At 71.6% G+C, this 15,953-nt stretch carries 17 protein-coding genes; 8 read left to right on the top strand and 9 right to left on the bottom strand.

Translation table 11 applies throughout. The features are described from left to right. Positions 1 to 64 precede the first annotated feature (64 nt). The 4 genes from ACBR40_RS31755 to ACBR40_RS31770 form a co-directional block, all read right to left on the bottom strand. Positions 65 to 1,369, bottom strand: a complete 1,305-nt coding sequence (locus ACBR40_RS31755; RefSeq protein ID WP_329582853.1) for a hemolysin family protein — start codon at positions 1,367 to 1,369, stop codon at positions 65 to 67. Next, complete coding sequence (gene ybeY, locus ACBR40_RS31760; RefSeq protein ID WP_344204861.1) at positions 1,366 to 1,842, bottom strand: rRNA maturation RNase YbeY; 477 nt, start codon at positions 1,840 to 1,842, stop codon at positions 1,366 to 1,368. The genes ACBR40_RS31755 and ybeY overlap by 4 nt, the downstream gene beginning before the upstream one ends. Further along, a complete protein-coding gene (locus tag ACBR40_RS31765) occupies positions 1,839 to 2,879 on the bottom strand; it encodes a PhoH family protein (protein ID WP_344204862.1) in 1,041 nt (346 codons plus the stop codon). The genes ybeY and ACBR40_RS31765 overlap by 4 nt, the downstream gene beginning before the upstream one ends. Positions 2,880 to 3,019: 140 nt before the next feature. Next, entirely contained in the window at positions 3,020 to 3,364 is a 345-nt protein-coding gene (locus ACBR40_RS31770; protein ID WP_371251130.1) for a histidine triad nucleotide-binding protein, read from the bottom strand. A 278-nt stretch (positions 3,365 to 3,642) separates the two neighbouring features. Between ACBR40_RS31770 and ACBR40_RS31775 the strand changes: the two genes are divergently transcribed. After that, a complete protein-coding gene (locus ACBR40_RS31775) occupies positions 3,643 to 4,155 on the top strand; it encodes a SigE family RNA polymerase sigma factor (protein ID WP_033408433.1) in 513 nt (170 codons plus the stop codon). Next, complete coding sequence (locus ACBR40_RS31780; protein ID WP_344204864.1) at positions 4,152 to 4,793, top strand: hypothetical protein; 642 nt, start codon at positions 4,152 to 4,154, stop codon at positions 4,791 to 4,793. Before ACBR40_RS31775 ends, ACBR40_RS31780 begins: the two co-directional genes overlap by 4 nt. 21 nt (positions 4,794 to 4,814) lie before the next feature. On the opposite strand, the gene ACBR40_RS31785 is transcribed toward ACBR40_RS31780, so the two are convergent. Genes ACBR40_RS31785 through hrcA form a run of 3 tightly spaced genes read right to left on the bottom strand, consistent with a single transcriptional unit; the run spans position 4,815 to position 7,706 of the window. Beyond that, a complete protein-coding gene (locus ACBR40_RS31785) occupies positions 4,815 to 5,543 on the bottom strand; it encodes a 16S rRNA (uracil(1498)-N(3))-methyltransferase (protein WP_344204865.1) in 729 nt (242 codons plus the stop codon). A gap of 1 nt (position 5,544) precedes the next feature. Next, positions 5,545 to 6,681 (bottom strand): molecular chaperone DnaJ, encoded by a 1,137-nt coding sequence (gene dnaJ, locus ACBR40_RS31790; RefSeq protein WP_371251131.1) that lies wholly within the window; start codon positions 6,679 to 6,681, stop codon positions 5,545 to 5,547. Between the two features lie 11 nt (positions 6,682 to 6,692). Continuing rightward, entirely contained in the window at positions 6,693 to 7,706 is a 1,014-nt protein-coding gene (hrcA, locus tag ACBR40_RS31795) for a heat-inducible transcriptional repressor HrcA (protein ID WP_344204867.1), read from the bottom strand. A gap of 412 nt (positions 7,707 to 8,118) precedes the next feature. Between hrcA and ACBR40_RS31800 the strand changes: the two genes are divergently transcribed. Genes ACBR40_RS31800 through ACBR40_RS31810 form a run of 3 tightly spaced genes read left to right on the top strand, consistent with a single transcriptional unit; the run spans position 8,119 to position 10,199 of the window. Next, complete coding sequence (locus tag ACBR40_RS31800) at positions 8,119 to 8,652, top strand: hypothetical protein (RefSeq protein WP_344204869.1); 534 nt, start codon at positions 8,119 to 8,121, stop codon at positions 8,650 to 8,652. Positions 8,653 to 8,670: 18 nt separating this feature from the next. Next, positions 8,671 to 9,480, top strand: a complete 810-nt coding sequence (locus ACBR40_RS31805) for a DUF3097 domain-containing protein (RefSeq protein WP_344204870.1) — start codon at positions 8,671 to 8,673, stop codon at positions 9,478 to 9,480. Further along, positions 9,480 to 10,199: a DUF4870 domain-containing protein gene (locus ACBR40_RS31810; RefSeq protein WP_371251132.1), complete on the top strand. Its 720-nt coding sequence runs from the start codon at positions 9,480 to 9,482 to the stop codon at positions 10,197 to 10,199. The genes ACBR40_RS31805 and ACBR40_RS31810 overlap by 1 nt, the downstream gene beginning before the upstream one ends. Here the strand turns inward: ACBR40_RS31810 and hemW are convergent. After that, entirely contained in the window at positions 10,196 to 11,416 is a 1,221-nt protein-coding gene (gene hemW / locus ACBR40_RS31815) for a radical SAM family heme chaperone HemW (protein ID WP_344204873.1), read from the bottom strand. The genes ACBR40_RS31810 and hemW overlap by 4 nt on opposite strands. 124 nt (positions 11,417 to 11,540) lie before the next feature. Between hemW and ACBR40_RS31820 the strand changes: the two genes are divergently transcribed. Continuing rightward, positions 11,541 to 12,794, top strand: coding sequence for a glycoside hydrolase family 18 protein (locus ACBR40_RS31820; RefSeq protein WP_371251133.1), 1,254 nt, complete (start codon positions 11,541 to 11,543; stop codon positions 12,792 to 12,794). Between the two features lie 16 nt (positions 12,795 to 12,810). Here the strand turns inward: ACBR40_RS31820 and ACBR40_RS31825 are convergent, their stop codons facing one another. Then, positions 12,811 to 13,485, bottom strand: coding sequence for an MOSC domain-containing protein (locus ACBR40_RS31825; RefSeq protein ID WP_371251134.1), 675 nt, complete (start codon positions 13,483 to 13,485; stop codon positions 12,811 to 12,813). Positions 13,486 to 13,618: 133 nt separating this feature from the next. On the opposite strand from ACBR40_RS31825, the gene ACBR40_RS31830 reads away from it, so the two are divergent. Both ACBR40_RS31830 and murF read left to right on the top strand, forming a co-directional pair. After that, positions 13,619 to 14,575, top strand: coding sequence for a D-alanine--D-alanine ligase family protein (locus ACBR40_RS31830; protein WP_371251135.1), 957 nt, complete (start codon positions 13,619 to 13,621; stop codon positions 14,573 to 14,575). Then, positions 14,572 to 15,951: a UDP-N-acetylmuramoyl-tripeptide--D-alanyl-D-alanine ligase gene (gene murF / locus ACBR40_RS31835; protein WP_371251137.1), complete on the top strand. Its 1,380-nt coding sequence runs from the start codon at positions 14,572 to 14,574 to the stop codon at positions 15,949 to 15,951. The genes ACBR40_RS31830 and murF overlap by 4 nt, the downstream gene beginning before the upstream one ends. The last annotated feature ends 2 nt before the right edge of the window (positions 15,952 to 15,953 follow it).

The raw sequence follows: 15,953 nt of genomic DNA on the forward strand, positions 1-15,953 counted from the left end.
ATTCACAGAGTGCCCGACGGTGCTTGCAGAAAACTTGTAGATCGCTTGCGAGCGGCCTTCCCGCCTACTCCTGCCCCGCGTTCGCCGGGACCGACTCCTCGTCCTCCTCGGGGGAGGCCACGCGGCGTACGACGACGGTGCTGATGCGGTTGCGCCGGCCGGCCAGCGTCTCCGCGGTCAGCGACAGCCCGGCCACCTCCGCGTGGGAGCCCGCGATGGGCACCCGGCCGAGCGCGTGGGCCAGCAGGCCGCCGACGGTCTCGACGTCGTCGACCTCGATCTCGGTGTCGAACAGCTCGGCCAGCTCGTCGACGGGCATCCGGGCGGTGACCCGCAGGGCGCCGTCGGGGACCCGCTCGACCCGGGGGGCCTCCTGGTCGTACTCGTCGGTGATCTCGCCGACGATCTCCTCCAGGACGTCCTCGATGGTGACCAGGCCGGCGGTGCCGCCGTACTCGTCGATGACGATGGCGATGTGGATCTGCCGGGCCTGCATCTCGCGCATGAGCTGGTCGATGGGCTTGCTCTCCGGCACGTACGCGGCCGGCCGCATGATCGTCTCGACCGGCTCCTTGCCGCCGCCCTCGCCCGACTCGTGGATCTTGCGGGCGATGTCCTTGAGATAGGCGATGCCGACGACGTCGTCCTCGTTCTCGCCCGCGACCGGGATGCGGGAGAAGCCGCTGCGCAGCGCCAGCGACAGCGCCTGGCTGATCGTCTTGCCGCGCTCGATGTAGACCATGTCGGTGCGCGGCACCATGACCTCGCGCACGAGCGTGTCGCCCAGCTCGAACACCGAGTGGATCATCTCGCGCTCGTCCGGCTCGATCACCCGGCGCTCCTCGGCCAGGTCGACCAGGTCACGCAGCTCGGCCTCCGAGGTGAACGGGCCGTCGCGGAACCCCTTGCCGGGCGTGAGCGCGTTGCCGAGCAGGATGAGCAGCTTGGGCAGCGGGCCGAAGATGCGGGTGAGCCCGTAGACGACCGGCGCACTGGCCAGCGCGACCGGCTCGGCGTGCTGGCGGCCCAGCGTGCGGGGCATGACCCCGACCACCACGTAGCTGATCACGATCATCACGACCGCGGCCCAGACGTACGCCCAGCCCTGGTCCTCCATGACGTCGATGAACAGCAGCGTGGCGATGACCGTGGCCACCAGCTCGCAGCTCAGCCGGAGCAGCAGCAGCAGGTTGAGATAGCGCGGCGGGTCGGTCACGATGGCCTGCAGCCGCCGCGCCCCCCGCCGGCCGTCGCGGACGAACTCCTCGGCCCGCACGCGGGAGATGCGCGTCAGCGCGGTCTCCGCACTGGCGATCAGGCCACCGATGATGACGAGCGCGACGGCCAGGAGCAACCAGGGCACGTTCACCGCGAGTCGCGCACCTCCTGCCACGACTCCAGGAGCTGCGCCTGGAGCCCGAACATCTCCTTGTGCTCCTCCGGCTCGGCGTGGTCGTAGCCGAGCAGGTGGAGGATGCCGTGCGTGCACAGCAGTTCGAGCTCGTCGGCGGTGGCGTGGCCGGCCTCCTGGGCCTGCCGGGCGGCCACCTGCGGGCAGAGCACGACGTCGCCGAGGAGCGCCGGGTCGGCCGGGCTCTCGGAGTCGCCGCGCGCGCCGCCGCCGGGGCGCAGCTCGTCCATCGGGAAGGCGAGCACGTCGGTGGGGCCGGGCTCGCCCATCCACTTCTCGTGCAGCTCGGCCATGGCGTTCTCGTCGATCACGACGATGGACAGCTCGGCGAGCGGGTTGATGCCCATCTCGCCGAGCACGTGCGTGGCCAGCGCGACCAGGCTCTCCTCGTCGACGCCTACGCCGGACTCGTTGTTGATCTCGATGCTCATGGCCGGCGCTTCCCCCGCTGCTGGATGGCCTTGGGCTCCTGGGCCGCCTGCGAGGCGTCGTAGCGCCCATAGGCGTCGACGATCTCGCTCACCAGCTTGTGGCGGACGACGTCGGCGCTGGACAGGCGGGCGAAGTGGATGTCGGGGATCCCGTCGAGGATCTCCTGGACCACCCGCAGCCCGCTGACCGTGCCCGAGGGCAGGTCGACCTGCGTGACGTCACCGGTCACCACGATCTTGGAGTTGAACCCCAGCCGGGTGAGGAACATCTTCATCTGCTCGGCCGAGGAGTTTTGCGCCTCGTCGAGGATGATGAAGGCGTCGTTGAGCGTCCTGCCGCGCATGTAGGCGAGCGGCGCGACCTCGATCGTCCCGGCGGCCATCAGCTTGGGGATGGAGTCGGGGTCGACCATGTCGTGCAGCGCGTCGTAGAGCGGGCGCAGGTAGGGGTCGATCTTCTCGTAGAGCGTGCCGGGCAGGAAGCCGAGCCGCTCGCCGGCCTCGACCGCCGGGCGGGTCAGGATGATGCGGTTGACCCGCTTCTCCTGCAGCGCCCGGACCGCCTTGGCCATGGCCAGGTAGGTCTTGCCGGTGCCGGCGGGACCGATGCCGAAGACGACCGTGTGCTTGTCGATCGCGTCGACGTAGCGTTTCTGGTTGACGGTCTTGGGCCTGATCGTGCGGCCGCGCGAGGACAGGATGTCGAGCGACAGCACCTCGGCGGGACGGTCGGAGGTCATGCGGAGCATGGCGATGCTGCGCTCGACCGCGTCGGGGGTGAGCTCGCCGCCGCTGCGGAGCACCTCGACGAGCTCCTCGAACAGGCGCACGACGACGCCGCTCTCGTCCGGGCTGCCGGTGACGGTGATCTCGTTGCCCCGTACGTGGATGTCGGCCTTGAAAGCGCCCTCGATGACGCGAAGCAGCTCATCACGGGAGCCGAGGAGGCTGACCATCGGGTATTCGTCCGGAATCAGCACCTTGGCTTGAGTGCGCGAGGGAGGTGCCGTGCGTCGGGATTCATGTAGTTCGGACATGGGCAGGCCAGTGGCCTGATGCCTCCCGGTCTCTTGCGGAGTTCTTCTCCGCCCATCGTATCCGGGGCCAGGCGGTTTGCTCGCGTCAATATCACCGCACCGGCCCCTCTCGACACCACAACAGGTCTAACCGGGCGGCTCTAACCGGGCGGCCAGGTGAGGTCGCGGCCGCCCAGGACATGGGCGTGCGTGTGGAAGACGGTCTGCCCGGCGGCGGGTCCGGTGTTGAAGACGACGCGGTAGCCGCGCTCGGCCACCTGGTCGAGCACGGCCACGGCGTGCGCGGCCTTCAGCACCTCGTCGGCCAGGCCGTCGTCGGCCTCGGCGAGCGCCGCCGCGTCCGCGTGGTGCTCCTTGGGGATCACCAGGACGTGGGTCGGCGCCTTGGGGTCGATGTCGCGGAACGCCAGTGTCCTGCCGGTTTCGTAGACGATCTCGGCGGGAATCTCCTTGGCGACGATTTTGCAGAAGAGGCAGTCCTTCACAGCAGCACCATACCGACCCGCCTCCCGCCCGCCGGTCCGTTGCGAATCGGTAATCGGCGGTGTCGTGCGCGGGAAGATCAACGCGGTTAGGGTGGGTGTGCGACACTTCAACAAAAAAGACGATTCAGGGTCGGGCGAGCGCCACCTGGCGAGGACACGACTGGGTAATGCACCCTAAGGAACCGGGGAAACCTCAAGAACCGGAAGAGCGTAAACCCACTGGGAAGGCCGCGCGTCCCACTGATGTGACCACCGAAACCCTTCTGGCCGACAGGTCGATGGGGGCGGTGCCGGTCGAGTGGGATGCCGACATGGCCGTTACCGCGCTCTACAGCGCGCACTTTCGGTCGTTGGTGCGTCTCGCTGTGTTGCTGGTGCGCGACATCGCGACCGCCGAGGAGGTCGTGCAGGACGCGTTCGTCGCCATTCACGGCGCCTGGCGCAGGCTGCGCGACCCCGACAAAGCACTCGCCTACCTCCGTCAGTCCGTCGTCAACCGCTCGCGTTCGGTGCTGCGCCACCGCGCCGTCGTCGAGAAATACGCGCCCAAGGGCCTGCCCGACGCGCCGAGCGCCGAGAACGGTGCGATCGGCGAGCTGGAACGGTCCGCCGTCATCGAGGCGTTACGAGCCCTCCCGACCCGGCAGAGAGAAGCACTGGTTCTGCGGTATTACGGTGATCTGTCCGAAGCTGAGATCGCTCACGCGATGGGCATCAGCAAGGGCGCGGTCAAGAGCCACACCGCCCGTGGCATGGCCGCGTTGCGATCCGTCCTGGAGAAAATGTCATGACCCTTCGCCCCGACGAGCACGGCGACCTCCTGCGCCGTGCGCTCCGCGCGGAGGCGGACGCGGTCGTGCCCTCGCCGGACGGTCTGGAGATCATCCGTGCCAGGATCGAGCGGCGCGGCGTGCGCAACCTCTTCTGGTGGCGGGCCGGCGCGGCCGCGGCCAGCGCCGTCCTGGTGGCCGGCACGATCGTCATGGTGGTGCCCGAGCTGCGGTCCAAGGTGATCAACGAGAGCCCGATCACGGTGGTCGATCAGGAGACCACGGGCAGGGTGCCGTCCAACTCCTCCACCACCCGCTCCCATCAGCCGCCCCCGCCTCCGCCCAGCCAGGACAACCCGGTCGTCGTGCCGCCGGAGCCCACCACCGAGTCGCCGAGCAAGCCGCCCAGGACCGCCGGGTCCACGAGCCGGCCGTCGCCGACCCCGCGTACGGAGACCACCACCACCTGCCCGCCCGTGGCCGCGACCCCGGGCGACGACTGCCCGGCCACGTCGGCGTCGCCGGCGCCCACAGAGGCCGACCCCGCCGCTCAGCCCTCGACGTGCCCCACCGAGCAGTGCCCGGCCGACAGCATCAGCGAGAGCCCCGCCGAGATCGCCACCCCGCTCATCGAGACCGGCGGCGGCACCACCCCTTAGCACCAGGTGTCGACCGGCGGCTCACCACCGGCCCGTGCGCGTGAGCAGCACGGCCGCCGCCGCCACCCCCGCCGTGGACGTGCGCAGCACCGTCGGCCCGAGCAGCGCCGGCGCCGCCCCCGCGGCCTTGAACCGGTCGAGCTCCTCGTCCGAGACGCCGCCCTCCGGCCCGACGACCACCACGATGTCGCCCTCGGCCGGCAGCGCCACCTTCGACAGCGGCTCGGCCGCCTCCTCGTGCAGCACCAGCCCGAGCGCCGCCCCGGCCAGCAATTCCGCCACCCGCGCGGTGGTGGCCGGCTCGCTCACCTCGGGCAGGTGGAAGCGGCGGGACTGCTTGCCCGCCTCGCGCGCGGTCGCCCGCCAGCGGCCGAGACCCTTGGCGACCTTGTCGCCCTTCCACTGGGCGATGCTGCGCGAGGCCGACCAGGGGACGATGACGTCCACCCCGGCCTCGGTCATCATCTCGACGGCCAGCTCGCCCCGGTCGCCCTTGGGCAGCCCCTGGACCACGGTCAGCCGCGGTCGCGGGGCCGGCACCTCGTAGCGGCGCAGCACGTCCAGGCCGAGCGCGTCCTTGGACGCCTCGCGCACCACGCACTCGGCGACCCGGCCGGCCCCGTCGGTGAGATCGACCCGCTCGCCGGCCCGCAGACGGCGCACGGAGGCGGCGTGGCGCCCCTCGGGGCCGTCGAGCGTCAGCTCCGGACCGTCGCCCAGCTCGGGGGCGATGAACACCGGAACGCTCACGTCACCTGCCGTTGAACGCGTCGCGCAGGCGCGAGAAGAAACCCTGCTGGCCCGGCGCGAACTTGCCCGGCGGGCGCTCCTCGCCCCGCAGCCTGGCCAGCTCGCGCAGCAGGTCCTCCTGCTGGGCGTCGAGCTTCGAAGGGGTCTCGACGTTGACGTGGATGAGCAGGTCGCCCCGGCCGGACTCGTTGAGGCGCTGCACGCCCCGCCCGAACATGGTGATGACCTGGCCGGACTGCGTGCCGGGCCGGACGTCGACCTCCTCGGTGCCGTCGAGCGTCTCGACCGCGAGCACCGTGCCGAGCGCGGCGGCCGTCATCGGGAGCTGGACGGTGCAGTGGAGGTCGTCACCGCGCCGCTCGAAGATCTCGTGGGCGCGCTCGACGATCTCCAGGAACAGGTCTCCGGGCGGGCCGCCGCCGGGGCCGACCTCGCCCTCGCCGGCGAGCTGGATGTGGGTGCCGTCCTCGACGCCCGCCGGGATGCGGACCTTGATGGTGCGGCGGGTGCGCACCCGGCCGTCGCCCGAGCACTCCTGGCAGGGGTGGCGGATGATGGTGCCGAAGCCGCCGCACTGCGGGCACGGCCGCGAGGTCATGACCTGGCCCAGGAACGAGCGGGTGACCTGGGAGATCTCGCCGCGCCCGTTGCACATGTCGCAGGTGTCGGGGTGGGTGCCGGGCGAGGCGCCGGCGCCGTGGCAGACCTCGCACACCACGGCCGTGTCGACGACCAGCTCACGAGTGGTGCCGAACGCCGTCTCGCGCAGGTCGAGCTCGACCCGGATGGTGGCGTTGCGACCCCGGCGGGCGCGCGAGCGCGGGCCACGGGCGCCCGCGGCGGTGCCGAAGAAGGCGTCCATGATGTCGCTGAACGGGAAGCCGGCGCCGAAGCCCCCGGCGCCCGCTCCCGCGCCGGCGAAGGAGGAGTCGCCCCCCAGGTCGTACATCTGGCGCTTGTTCGGGTCGGACAGCACCTCGTAGGCCTGCGTGATCTCCTTGAACCGCTCCTGGGTGTCAGGATCGGGGTTCACGTCGGGGTGCAACTCGCGGGCGAGCCGGCGGTATGCCTTCTTGATCTCGTCCTGACTCGCGTCACGCCGCACCCCGAGGGTGGCGTAATAGTCGCTGTTTGCCACTTATCGACCTCTTATGATGCAGCCAGGATCTGGCTGACGTAGCGAGCCACCGCGCGCACGGCGCCCATCGTCACGGGATAGTCCATCCTGGTGGGACCCAGCACACCGAGCCGGGCGAGTTGGTTGTCGCCAAGACCGTATCCGGTCGCGACCACGGATGTGCCCTGGAGGTAGGGGTTTTCCGAGCCGATCCGTACGGTGAGGGCGGACGGGGTGTCGGGGGAGGTCTCGCCGAGCAGCCGCATGAGCACGACCTGCTCCTCCAGCGCCTCCAGCACGTCGCGCAGGCCGACGGAGAAGTCCGCTCCGGCGAGGTTGGCCGCACCCGCGAAAACGATCTTTTCGTCATACCGCTCCACCAGGGTCTCCAGCAGCACGGACAAGATCGTGGCGGCGGCCGGGCGGTCCTCCACGGGCAGCCGCTCCGGCAGGTCGGCGACCAGCTCGGGAACGCTGCTGAGCTGGCAGCCGTCGAGGCCGGAGTTGAGCACCGCGCGCAGGTGCGCGATGCGGGTGTCCTCCAGCGCCTCGGGCAGCTCGACGACGCGCTGCTCGACGCGGCCGGTGTTGGTGATGAGCACCAGCATGACGCGGCGCTCGCTCAGCGGCACCAGCTCGACGTGCCGGACGGTCGAACGGGTGAGCGTGGGGTATTGCACGACGGCCACCTGCCGGGTGAGCTGCGCGAGCAGCCGCACCGTGCGCATCACCACGTCGTCCAGGTCGACGGCGCCGGCCAGGAACGTCTCGATCGCCCGGCGCTCGGCGCCGGACAGCGGCTTGATCTGCGAGAGCCGGTCGACGAACAGGCGGTAGCCCTTGTCCGTCGGCACCCGCCCCGCACTCGTGTGCGGCTGGGTGATGTAGCCCTCCTCCTCCAGCGCGGCCATGTCGTTCCTGACCGTCGCCGGGGAGACCTTCAGATTGTGGCGCTCGGCCAGCGCCTTGGAGCCCACCGGTTCGTTGGTGGACACGTAGTCCTCGACAATGGCGCGGAGCACCGCCAGCTTCCGTTCGTCGAGCACGTGCTCACCTCCTGCCTCTGCCCGTAGGGAAAACGCGGTGCCTAGCACTCTGTGTTCCCGAGTGCCAAGTGTACGGCTCTCGCCCACAGGGTGCGATGACACCGGCTCCCATCCTCTTGCTAGCGTCTTACAAGCGACAGGCTTCACACTTGCGGACATGTCGGACGAAGCACAGCCCCCGTACGGGCCACCGCCCGGACAGGGTCCGTACCACCATCAGCCATTCCCGCCTCAGCCCGGATACGGCCCGCAGCCCGGCTCCCAGCCCGCATACGGGCCGCAGCCCGGATACGGTGGGCAGCCGGGATACGGCACGCCTCCGCAGCCGTATGGTCCGCCGCCTCAGTACGGACAATACGGCCAACAACCACAGTTCCCACCACGAATCGATTCCAAAGCCATCAAACCCAGCTTGTGGTGGGTCGGCGGCGCCTGGATCGTGGCCGTGCTCTGCGGCGTCCTCGGCATCGTGCTCTTCGTGAACGGCGTCGCCGGCGGCGTGAACGACCTCGCGCCCACCAAGACGTTCGCCTCGGGGGAGAACGTCACCGTCACCGTGGACCCGGCCGACAAGCCCGCCGTCTACCTCTCCTCCGACACGCCGGTCACATACTCGTGCCAGATCGCCGGCGGATCGGGGCAGGCCAAGCTGGCCAAGACCGGCGGCTCGCAGACCGTCACGGTCAACGGCGTCGTGTGGGAGCAGATCCTCGTGGTCAACGCGCCCGCCAAGGGCGACTACCAGCTCACCTGCAGCAACGAGGAGTCGGCCGCGGTCAAGTACGGCGTCGGCAAGCCGCTGTCGTCCGCCGCCGGCGGGGTGGTCGGCGGGGTCGTCGCGCTGCTCGCGATCCCCGGCGCGGGCATCCTGCTCGCGATCATCGCCACCATCGTGGTCCTGGTGCGCCGCTCCTCCGCGCGCAAGCGCCTTGCGGCCGCCGGGTGATTTGCTACGGTCCCCCCTGTGTACGACGGTGATGTTCTGGCGGGTAACTGGCGGCGGCCCGGCAAGGGCAAGATTCCGAAGGTGCCCGCCGAGCCGGATCTCGTCGTGGAGGACGCCGACAGCGGCTTCTGCGGCGCCGTGGTGGCCTGCGACAAGGAGGCCGTCACGCTGGAGGACCGGTTCGGCAGGCGGCGGCTGTTCCCGCTGGCGCCGGCCGCGTTCCTCCTGGAGGGCAGGCCGGTGACCCTGGTGCGCCCCGCGCCGGCCGCCGCCCCCGAAGGCCCCCGGCGCAGCGCGTCGGGCTCCATCGCCGTCGAGGGGCTGCGGGCCCGCGTGGCCAGGGAGAGCCGCATCTACGTCGAGGGCGTGCACGACGCCGCGCTCGTGGAGAAGATCTGGGGCCACGACCTGCGGGTCGAGGGGGTCGTGGTCGAATACCTCGAAGGCGTCGACCACCTGCCGGACATCGTCGCCGAGTTCGGCCCCGAACCGGGGCGGCGGCTGGGGGTCCTCGTGGACCACCTCGTCCCCGGTTCCAAAGAGAGCCGGATCGCCGCCGAGATCACCTCGCCGGACGTGCTCGTCGTGGGGCATCCGTTCGTCGACATCTGGCAGGCGGTCAAGCCGTCCGTGCTGCGCATCCCCGCCTGGCCCGAGGTGCCGCGCGGGGTGCCGTGGAAGGAGGGCGTGATCGCCGCCCTGGGCTGGCGCCTGGAGCCGGCCGACGCCTGGCGGCGCATCCTCGGCGCCGTCTCGACCTTCACCGACCTGGAGCCCGAACTGCTCGGCCGGGTCGAAGAACTGATCGACTTCGTTACGGAGACATGATGAGCCAGGATCCCCACGCCCCGCCGCCGGACGACGACGCGACCCGGTACGTCCCGCCGTCGGCCGTCCCCCAGCAGCCGGGCTACGGCTACGGCCAGCAGCCGCCCTCCCAGCCCGGTTACGGGTACGGCCAGCAACCCCCTTCCCAGCCCGGCTACGGATACGGGCAGCAGCCCGGCTCCCAGCTCGGCTACGGATACGGGCAGCAGCCCCCGTCCCAGCCCGCCTACGGGTACGGTCAGCAGCCCGGTTACGGGTACGGCGAGCAGCCCCCGTCACAGCCGGGCTACGGCTACGGCCAGCAGCCCGGCTACGGCTACCAGCAGCAGCCCCCGCCCGGCTACGGCTACGCGAAGCCCCCCGGCGGCCCGTACGTGCCGGGAATGCACGGCCCCCGCCCCGGCACCGACGACACCACGATGGCGATGCTGGCGCACCTGCTCGGCCTGCTCGCCTCCTGGATCGGCCCGCTGATCATCTACCTGATCAAGCGTGACCAGTCCCCCTACGTCCGCGACCAGGCGGCGGAGGCGCTGAACTTCCAGATCACGATGTTCATCGGCTACGTCGTGGCGGGCGTCCTGTCGGTGGTGTTCATCGGCGTCCTGCTGCTGCCGGTGATCTGGGTGCTGTCGCTGATCTTCCACATCCAGGCGGCCGTGGCCACGAATAAGGGCCAGCGCTACCGCTACCCGCTCTCCATCCGGATGATCACCTAGACCAGCAGGTCGCGTACGAGGGCGTCGGCCAGCAGCCGCCCCCTCAGCGTGAGCACCATCAGCCCGGCCTTGAACGGCTCGGGCTCCAGCAGCCCCCGCGCCAGCGCGTCCGCCACCACCGGGCGCGCCCGCGGCGCCACGTCGCCGAGCGGGTAGCCGGTGACCAGGCGCAGCTCCAGCATGAGGCGTTCGGCCGCGCGGTCGTCCGCGTCCAGGACCTCACGGGAGTGGGCAGGCGAGACGCCGGCGGCCAGGCGCTGGGCGTAGGCGGCGGGATGCTTGACGTTCCACCAGCGGGTGCCGCCCACGTGGCTGTGCGCGCCGGGCCCGGCGGCCCACCAGTCGCCGCCGGTCCAGTAGAGCAGGTTGTGCCGGCAGCGGGCCTGCTCGGAGGTCGCCCAGTTGGACACCTCGTACCAGTGGAAGCCGGCCTCGGCCAGCAGTTCGTCGGCGATGAGGTAGCGGTCGGCGGCCACGTCGTCGTCGGGCAGGGGCAGCTCGCCGCGCCGGATGCGGGCGGCGAGCCTGGTGCCGTCCTCGACGATGAGCGAGTAGGCCGACACGTGGTCGGGCCCGGCCTCGATCGCGGCGGCCAGCGAGGCCCGCCAGTCGTCGTCGGACTCCCCCGGCGTGCTGTAGATGAGGTCGAGGTTGACGTGCTCGAACCCGGCCTCCCTGGCCTCGCGCACGGCCGCCGCCGGGCGTCCCGGCGTGTGCTTGCGGTCGAGCACGCGCAGCACGTGCTCGCGGGCGCTCTGCATGCCGAAGCTGATGCGGTTGAACCCGCCGTGGCGCAGCTTCTCCAGCGAGGAGGGATCGACGGACTCGGGGTTGGCCTCCGTGGTGACCTCGGCCCCCGGCCGCAGCCCGAACTCGGAGTCGATCGCCGCGAGGATCCGCGCGAGGTCCTCGGGCGGCAGCAGCGTGGGGGTGCCCCCGCCGAAGAACACGGTGTCCACCGGCAGCTCGCGCTCGCCCAGGACGCGCCTGGCGAGGCGCACCTCCTCCACGACCGTGTCGGCGTAGTCGCGCTGGGAGGCGCCGGGGCCGAGCTCGGCGGCGGTGTAGGTGTTGAAGTCGCAGTAGCCGCAGCGGGTCACGCAGAACGGCACGTGGACGTAGAAGCCGAACGGCCGCTCGCCGAGGCCGCGCAGGGCGCTGTCGGGCAGCTCGCCCGTGCTGGGCGCGGGGTCGCCGTCGGGCAGGGTGGATGGCACCCTTCCAGTCTGCCGGTCGTCAGGGGGTGGTCCCGCCTGCGGGATCGTTGACGCCCTGGTACGCGGGCTCTACCATCACGTCAACTTATAGGAAAGTTTCTTATGAGTTGACGGGAGTCGTCCGGTGAAGAAGAAGACCCTGATCATGCTCTCGCTCTTACTGGGACTCACGGCGGTCTCCGCGCCCGCCGAGGCCCAGACCCGCAGCGGCTTCAAGCGGGTCGCGTACTTCATCCAATGGGGTGTCTACGGCCGCGACTACCACGTCAGGGACGTGGACGTCAGCGGCGCCGCCGCCAAGCTCACCCACCTCAACTACGCGTTCGGCTTCGTCGACGCCGGAGGCTCCTGCTACTCGGCGGATCCGTGGGCCGACTGGCAGCGTCCGGTGCCGGCCGAGCAGAGCGTGGACGGCGTGGCCGACGCGCCCGGCCAGGCGCTCAACGGCAACCTCAACCAGCTGCGCAAGCTCAAGGCCAAGCACCCCGGGCTCAAGGTGCTGATCTCGCTCGGCGGCTGGACCGGGTCTAAATACTTCTCCGACGCCGTGCTCACCGCCGACTCGCGCGCGAAGCTCGCCCGGTCCTGCGTCGACCTGTGGCTGCGCGGCAACCTGCCGGGGCTGGAGCCGGGCGCGGGCGCCGGCGTCTTCGACGGCATCGACCTGGACTGGGAGTGGCCCGGCTCGGCCGGAGCCGAGGGGAACGTCATCCGGCCCGAGGACAGGCGCAACTTCACGCTGTTCGTCGAGGAGCTGCGCGGGCAGCTCGACGCCTACGCCCGCGACGCCGAGCTCAGCGCCTTCCTGCCGGCCGCCGCCGCCAAGATCGACGCCGGGTACGAGGTGCGCCGCGTCTTCAAGCAGCTCGACTTCGCCACCGTCCAGGGCTACGACCTGCACGGCACCTGGGAGCCGCAGACCGGGCACAACGGCAACCTCCTCACCGACCGCCGCGACCCGAACCCCGTCAGGTACAGCGTCGACCAGACCGTGCGCGACTACCTGTCGCGGGGCGCGCCCGCCCGCAAGCTCGTGATCGGCGTGCCCGCCTACGGCCAGGGCTGGACCGGCGTGACCGGCGGCGGCGACGGCCTCTACAAGCCCGCCACCGGCCCCGCGCCCGGCAAGTGGGCCGCCGGCAACGAGGACTACAAGGACCTGGTGAACAAGCCGGGCAAGCGCTACCGGGACCTGCTGACCGGGGCGATGTGGCTGTACGACGGCAACGAGTTCTGGTCGTACGACGATCCGGCGGTGCTGGTGCAGAAGGCGGCGTACATCCGGCTCAAGGGGCTGGGCGGCTCGATGATGTGGTCCATCGACCAGGACGACTCGCGCGCCTCCCTGACGTCGGCGTTGCACTCGGTCCTCCGCTGACACCCCGGCCGGGGACTCAGCCGGCCGGAGCCGCCGCGGGCTCGTCCTGCCCGGCGCTCCGGACCGGCGTCCCCAGGGCCCTCGCCGCCAGCTCGTCCCAGTGCGGGTCGCGGCCCGGCAGCGTCAGCACGCGCCGCAGCGCTTCCCCGTCGCCGTGGCGGGCCAGGAACCAGTCGGAGATCGTCACCCCGTGCCCGGGCCGTGCGACGATCGCCACCTCGTCGCCCGCCCCCACGTCACCGGTCTCGATCACCCGCAGGTACGCACCCGGCCGTCCCGCCTCGGTGAACCGCCTGACCCACGCCGGCTCGTCCATCCAGTTGCGGAACACCACGCACGGCACCCGGGGCCTGGTCACCTCCAGCAGCGCGCCGCCGATCCGCCACCGCTCGCCGATGACGGCCCCGTTGACGTCGAGCCCCGCCGTGGTGAGGTTCTCGCCGAAGAGCCCGTCGCGCAGCTCCCGCCCGAGCCGGTCCTGCCACCAGTCGTAGTCCTCCCGGGCGTAGGCGTAGACCGCCTGGTCGGAGGAGCCGTGGTGCTTGTGGTCGGCGCGCTCGTCGCCGGCGAGCCCGTTGAGGAGCACCGGGACGCGGTGCCCGGCGGGCTGCTTGTCGATCGCGGTCCGTCCCAGCCTCCCCGACCACTCAGCCGTCACCGCGACGCCGACATTTACCGAGATGATGCGCATTCCTGAACGGTAGCCGAGCTTCCTGTCGCGAGCGAGTCCGTGACACAACGATGACAGGGCGCTGACGAGGCGCGGACATGATCAGCCGACAGTGGTGGGGCCCTGTCCCGCTGCCGAGAAAGGCTGATCGATCGTGGCCCGACGCATACGTGTGGCCGTGCTGGCGGGCGGCCCGTCCGCCGAGCACGAGGTGTCCCTGCAATCGGCGCAGTCCGTGCTCGCCGCGCTGCCGAGGGATCGGTACGAGCCCGTCCCCGTCATCATCGGCCGCGACGGCGGATGGCCGGTGGACCTGCGGCGCGACGTGGCGGACGTGGTCTTCCCCGTGCTGCACGGCCCGTTCGGCGAGGACGGCGTGGTCCAGGGGCACCTGGAGACGCTGGGCATCCCTTACGTGGGGTGCGGCGTCCTGGCCTCGGCCGTGGCCATGGACAAGGTCGCGATGCGGCGCGCGTTCCTGGCCGAGGACATCCCGGTCACCCCGTACGTGTGGTTCAGCGCGCACGAATGGCGCACCGCCACCGACCACGGGGAGCTGGTGAAGCCGCTCGACTGGCCGATGTACGTCAAACCGGCCGGCCTGGGCTCCTCCATCGGCGTCTCCCGCGTCACCGGCATGGCGGAGCTGCGCGCGGGCGTGGAGCTGGCGCTGGCCCACGGCCGGACGGTCGTCGTCGAGCAGGGCGTGACCGCGCGCGAGCTGATCTGCGGCGTCCTCGGCGGCCACGACGACCCGGGCGTCTCGGTGCCGGGCGAGCTCATCGTGCCCGGCGACTGGCTCGACTACGAGGCCAAATACCTCAGCGGGGCCGAGATCGCCACCATCCCCGCCGTCCTGTCAGAGCGGGTGGCCGGGGAGGTGCGCGAGCTGGCCCTGCGCGCCTTCCGCGCGATCGGCGGCTACGGCCTGGCCCGGGTCGACTTCCTCCACGAGGAGGACACGGGACGCCTGTACGTGCTGGAGATCAACACCATGCCCGGCTTCACCTCCCGGTCCGTCTACGCCAGGGCCTGGGCGGCGAGCGGCGTCCCGTACCCGGAGCTGCTGCGCCGCCTCATCGACCTCGCGTTCGCGAGGAGCGGCTCGTGATCCCGATGACGCTGGACGAGATCGCGCGGGCCTGCGGCGCGAGCCCGCACGACGTGCCCGACCCCGGGGCGCTGGTGACGGCGCCCGCGGCGGTCGACTCCCGCGAGGTGACGCCCGGCGGCCTGTTCGCCGCGACGGCCGGCGCCCGGACCGACGGTCACGACCACGCGGCCGCCGCCGTCGCGGCCGGGGCCGTGGCCGTGCTGGCCGCGCGGCCCGTCGGCGTGCCCGCCCTCGTGGTGGCCGACGTGCGGCTCGCGCTCGGCCTGCTGGCCAGGGAGCTGCTCCGGCGCATCAGCCCGACCGTGATCGGCCTGACCGGCTCGGTGGGCAAGACCACCACCAAGGACCTGCTGGCCCAGGTGCTCGAACGGCACGCGGCCACGGTCGCCACCGACCGGTCGTACAACAACGAGCTCGGGCTGCCGCTCACCGTGCTGCGTGCCGACGCCGCCACCCGCCACCTGGTGCTGGAGATGGGCGCGAGCAGGAAGGGCGATCTGACGTACCTGACCGGGATCGCGCCGCCCCAGGTCGGGCTGGTGCTCAACGTCGGCACCGCGCACCTGGAACGGATGGGGACCGGGCGGGCCGACGTGGCCGAGGCGAAGGGCGAGCTGGTCGAGGCGCTGCCCGCGGACGGGTACGCGCTGCTCAACGCCGACGATCCGTACGTGCTGGGCATGGCCGCCCGCACCGAGGCCCAGATCCTGCTGTACGGCAGGTCGCCGCGGGCGCGGGTGCGCGCCGAACGCGTGCGGATGGACGAGCGGGCGCGGACGGCGTTCGAGCTGGTGACGCCCTCCGGCCACGCTCCGGTCGCGCTCGACCTCATCGGCGAGCACCAGGTGAGCAACGCCTTGGCCGCGGCCGCCGTCGCCACCGCGCTCGGTCTGGACGCCGCCGAGATCGCGGACGGGCTGACCGCCGCCCGGCGGCGCTCCGCGGGCCGGCTGCAGATCACGGAACGACCCGACGGCGTCACCGTCGTCGACGACGCCTACAACGCCAACCCCGAATCCATGCGGGCCGGGCTGCGCGCGGCCAAGGCCCTGGCCGGCGTCCGCCGTACCGTCGCCGTCCTCGGCGGGATGGGGCAGCAGGCGGACGCCTCCCGCGCCCGGCACGCGGAGGTGGGCCGGCTCGTCGCCGGCCTCCGCTTCGACGTGCTGATCACGGTCGGCACGGGCGATCCGCTCGCGACGGCGGAGGCGGCGCGGTCCTCGGGCGTGGCCGTCCACGCCGTCGAAGACGTGACAGAGGCGATCGAGCTGGCCACCGCCCTCCTCGAACCGGGCGACGTGGTGTTCGTCAAGGCCTCCAGCGAGTACGGGCTCGGCGCCTGCGCCAGGGCCCTCGCCACCGCAAACCAGTGAAA

This window comes from Nonomuraea sp. AD125B (genome assembly GCF_041402765.1).
GTDB lineage: Bacteria > Actinomycetota > Actinomycetes > Streptosporangiales > Streptosporangiaceae > Nonomuraea > Nonomuraea bangladeshensis.

Bases quoted from the DNA above. Each gene is read 5' to 3' on its own strand.
- ACBR40_RS31780 (WP_344204864.1), top strand. From the start codon at position 4,152: ATGACCCTTCGCCCCGACGAGCACGGCGACCTCCTGCGCCGTGCGCTC.
- ACBR40_RS31765 (WP_344204862.1), bottom strand. From the start codon at position 2,879: ATGTCCGAACTACATGAATCCCGACGCACGGCACCTCCCTCGCGCACT.
- ACBR40_RS31810 (WP_371251132.1), top strand. From the start codon at position 9,480: ATGAGCCAGGATCCCCACGCCCCGCCGCCGGACGACGACGCGACCCGG.
- ybeY (WP_344204861.1), bottom strand. From the start codon at position 1,842: ATGAGCATCGAGATCAACAACGAGTCCGGCGTAGGCGTCGACGAGGAG.
- ACBR40_RS31825 (WP_371251134.1), bottom strand. From the start codon at position 13,485: ATGCGCATCATCTCGGTAAATGTCGGCGTCGCGGTGACGGCTGAGTGG.
- ACBR40_RS31775 (WP_033408433.1), top strand. From the start codon at position 3,643: ATGGGGGCGGTGCCGGTCGAGTGGGATGCCGACATGGCCGTTACCGCG.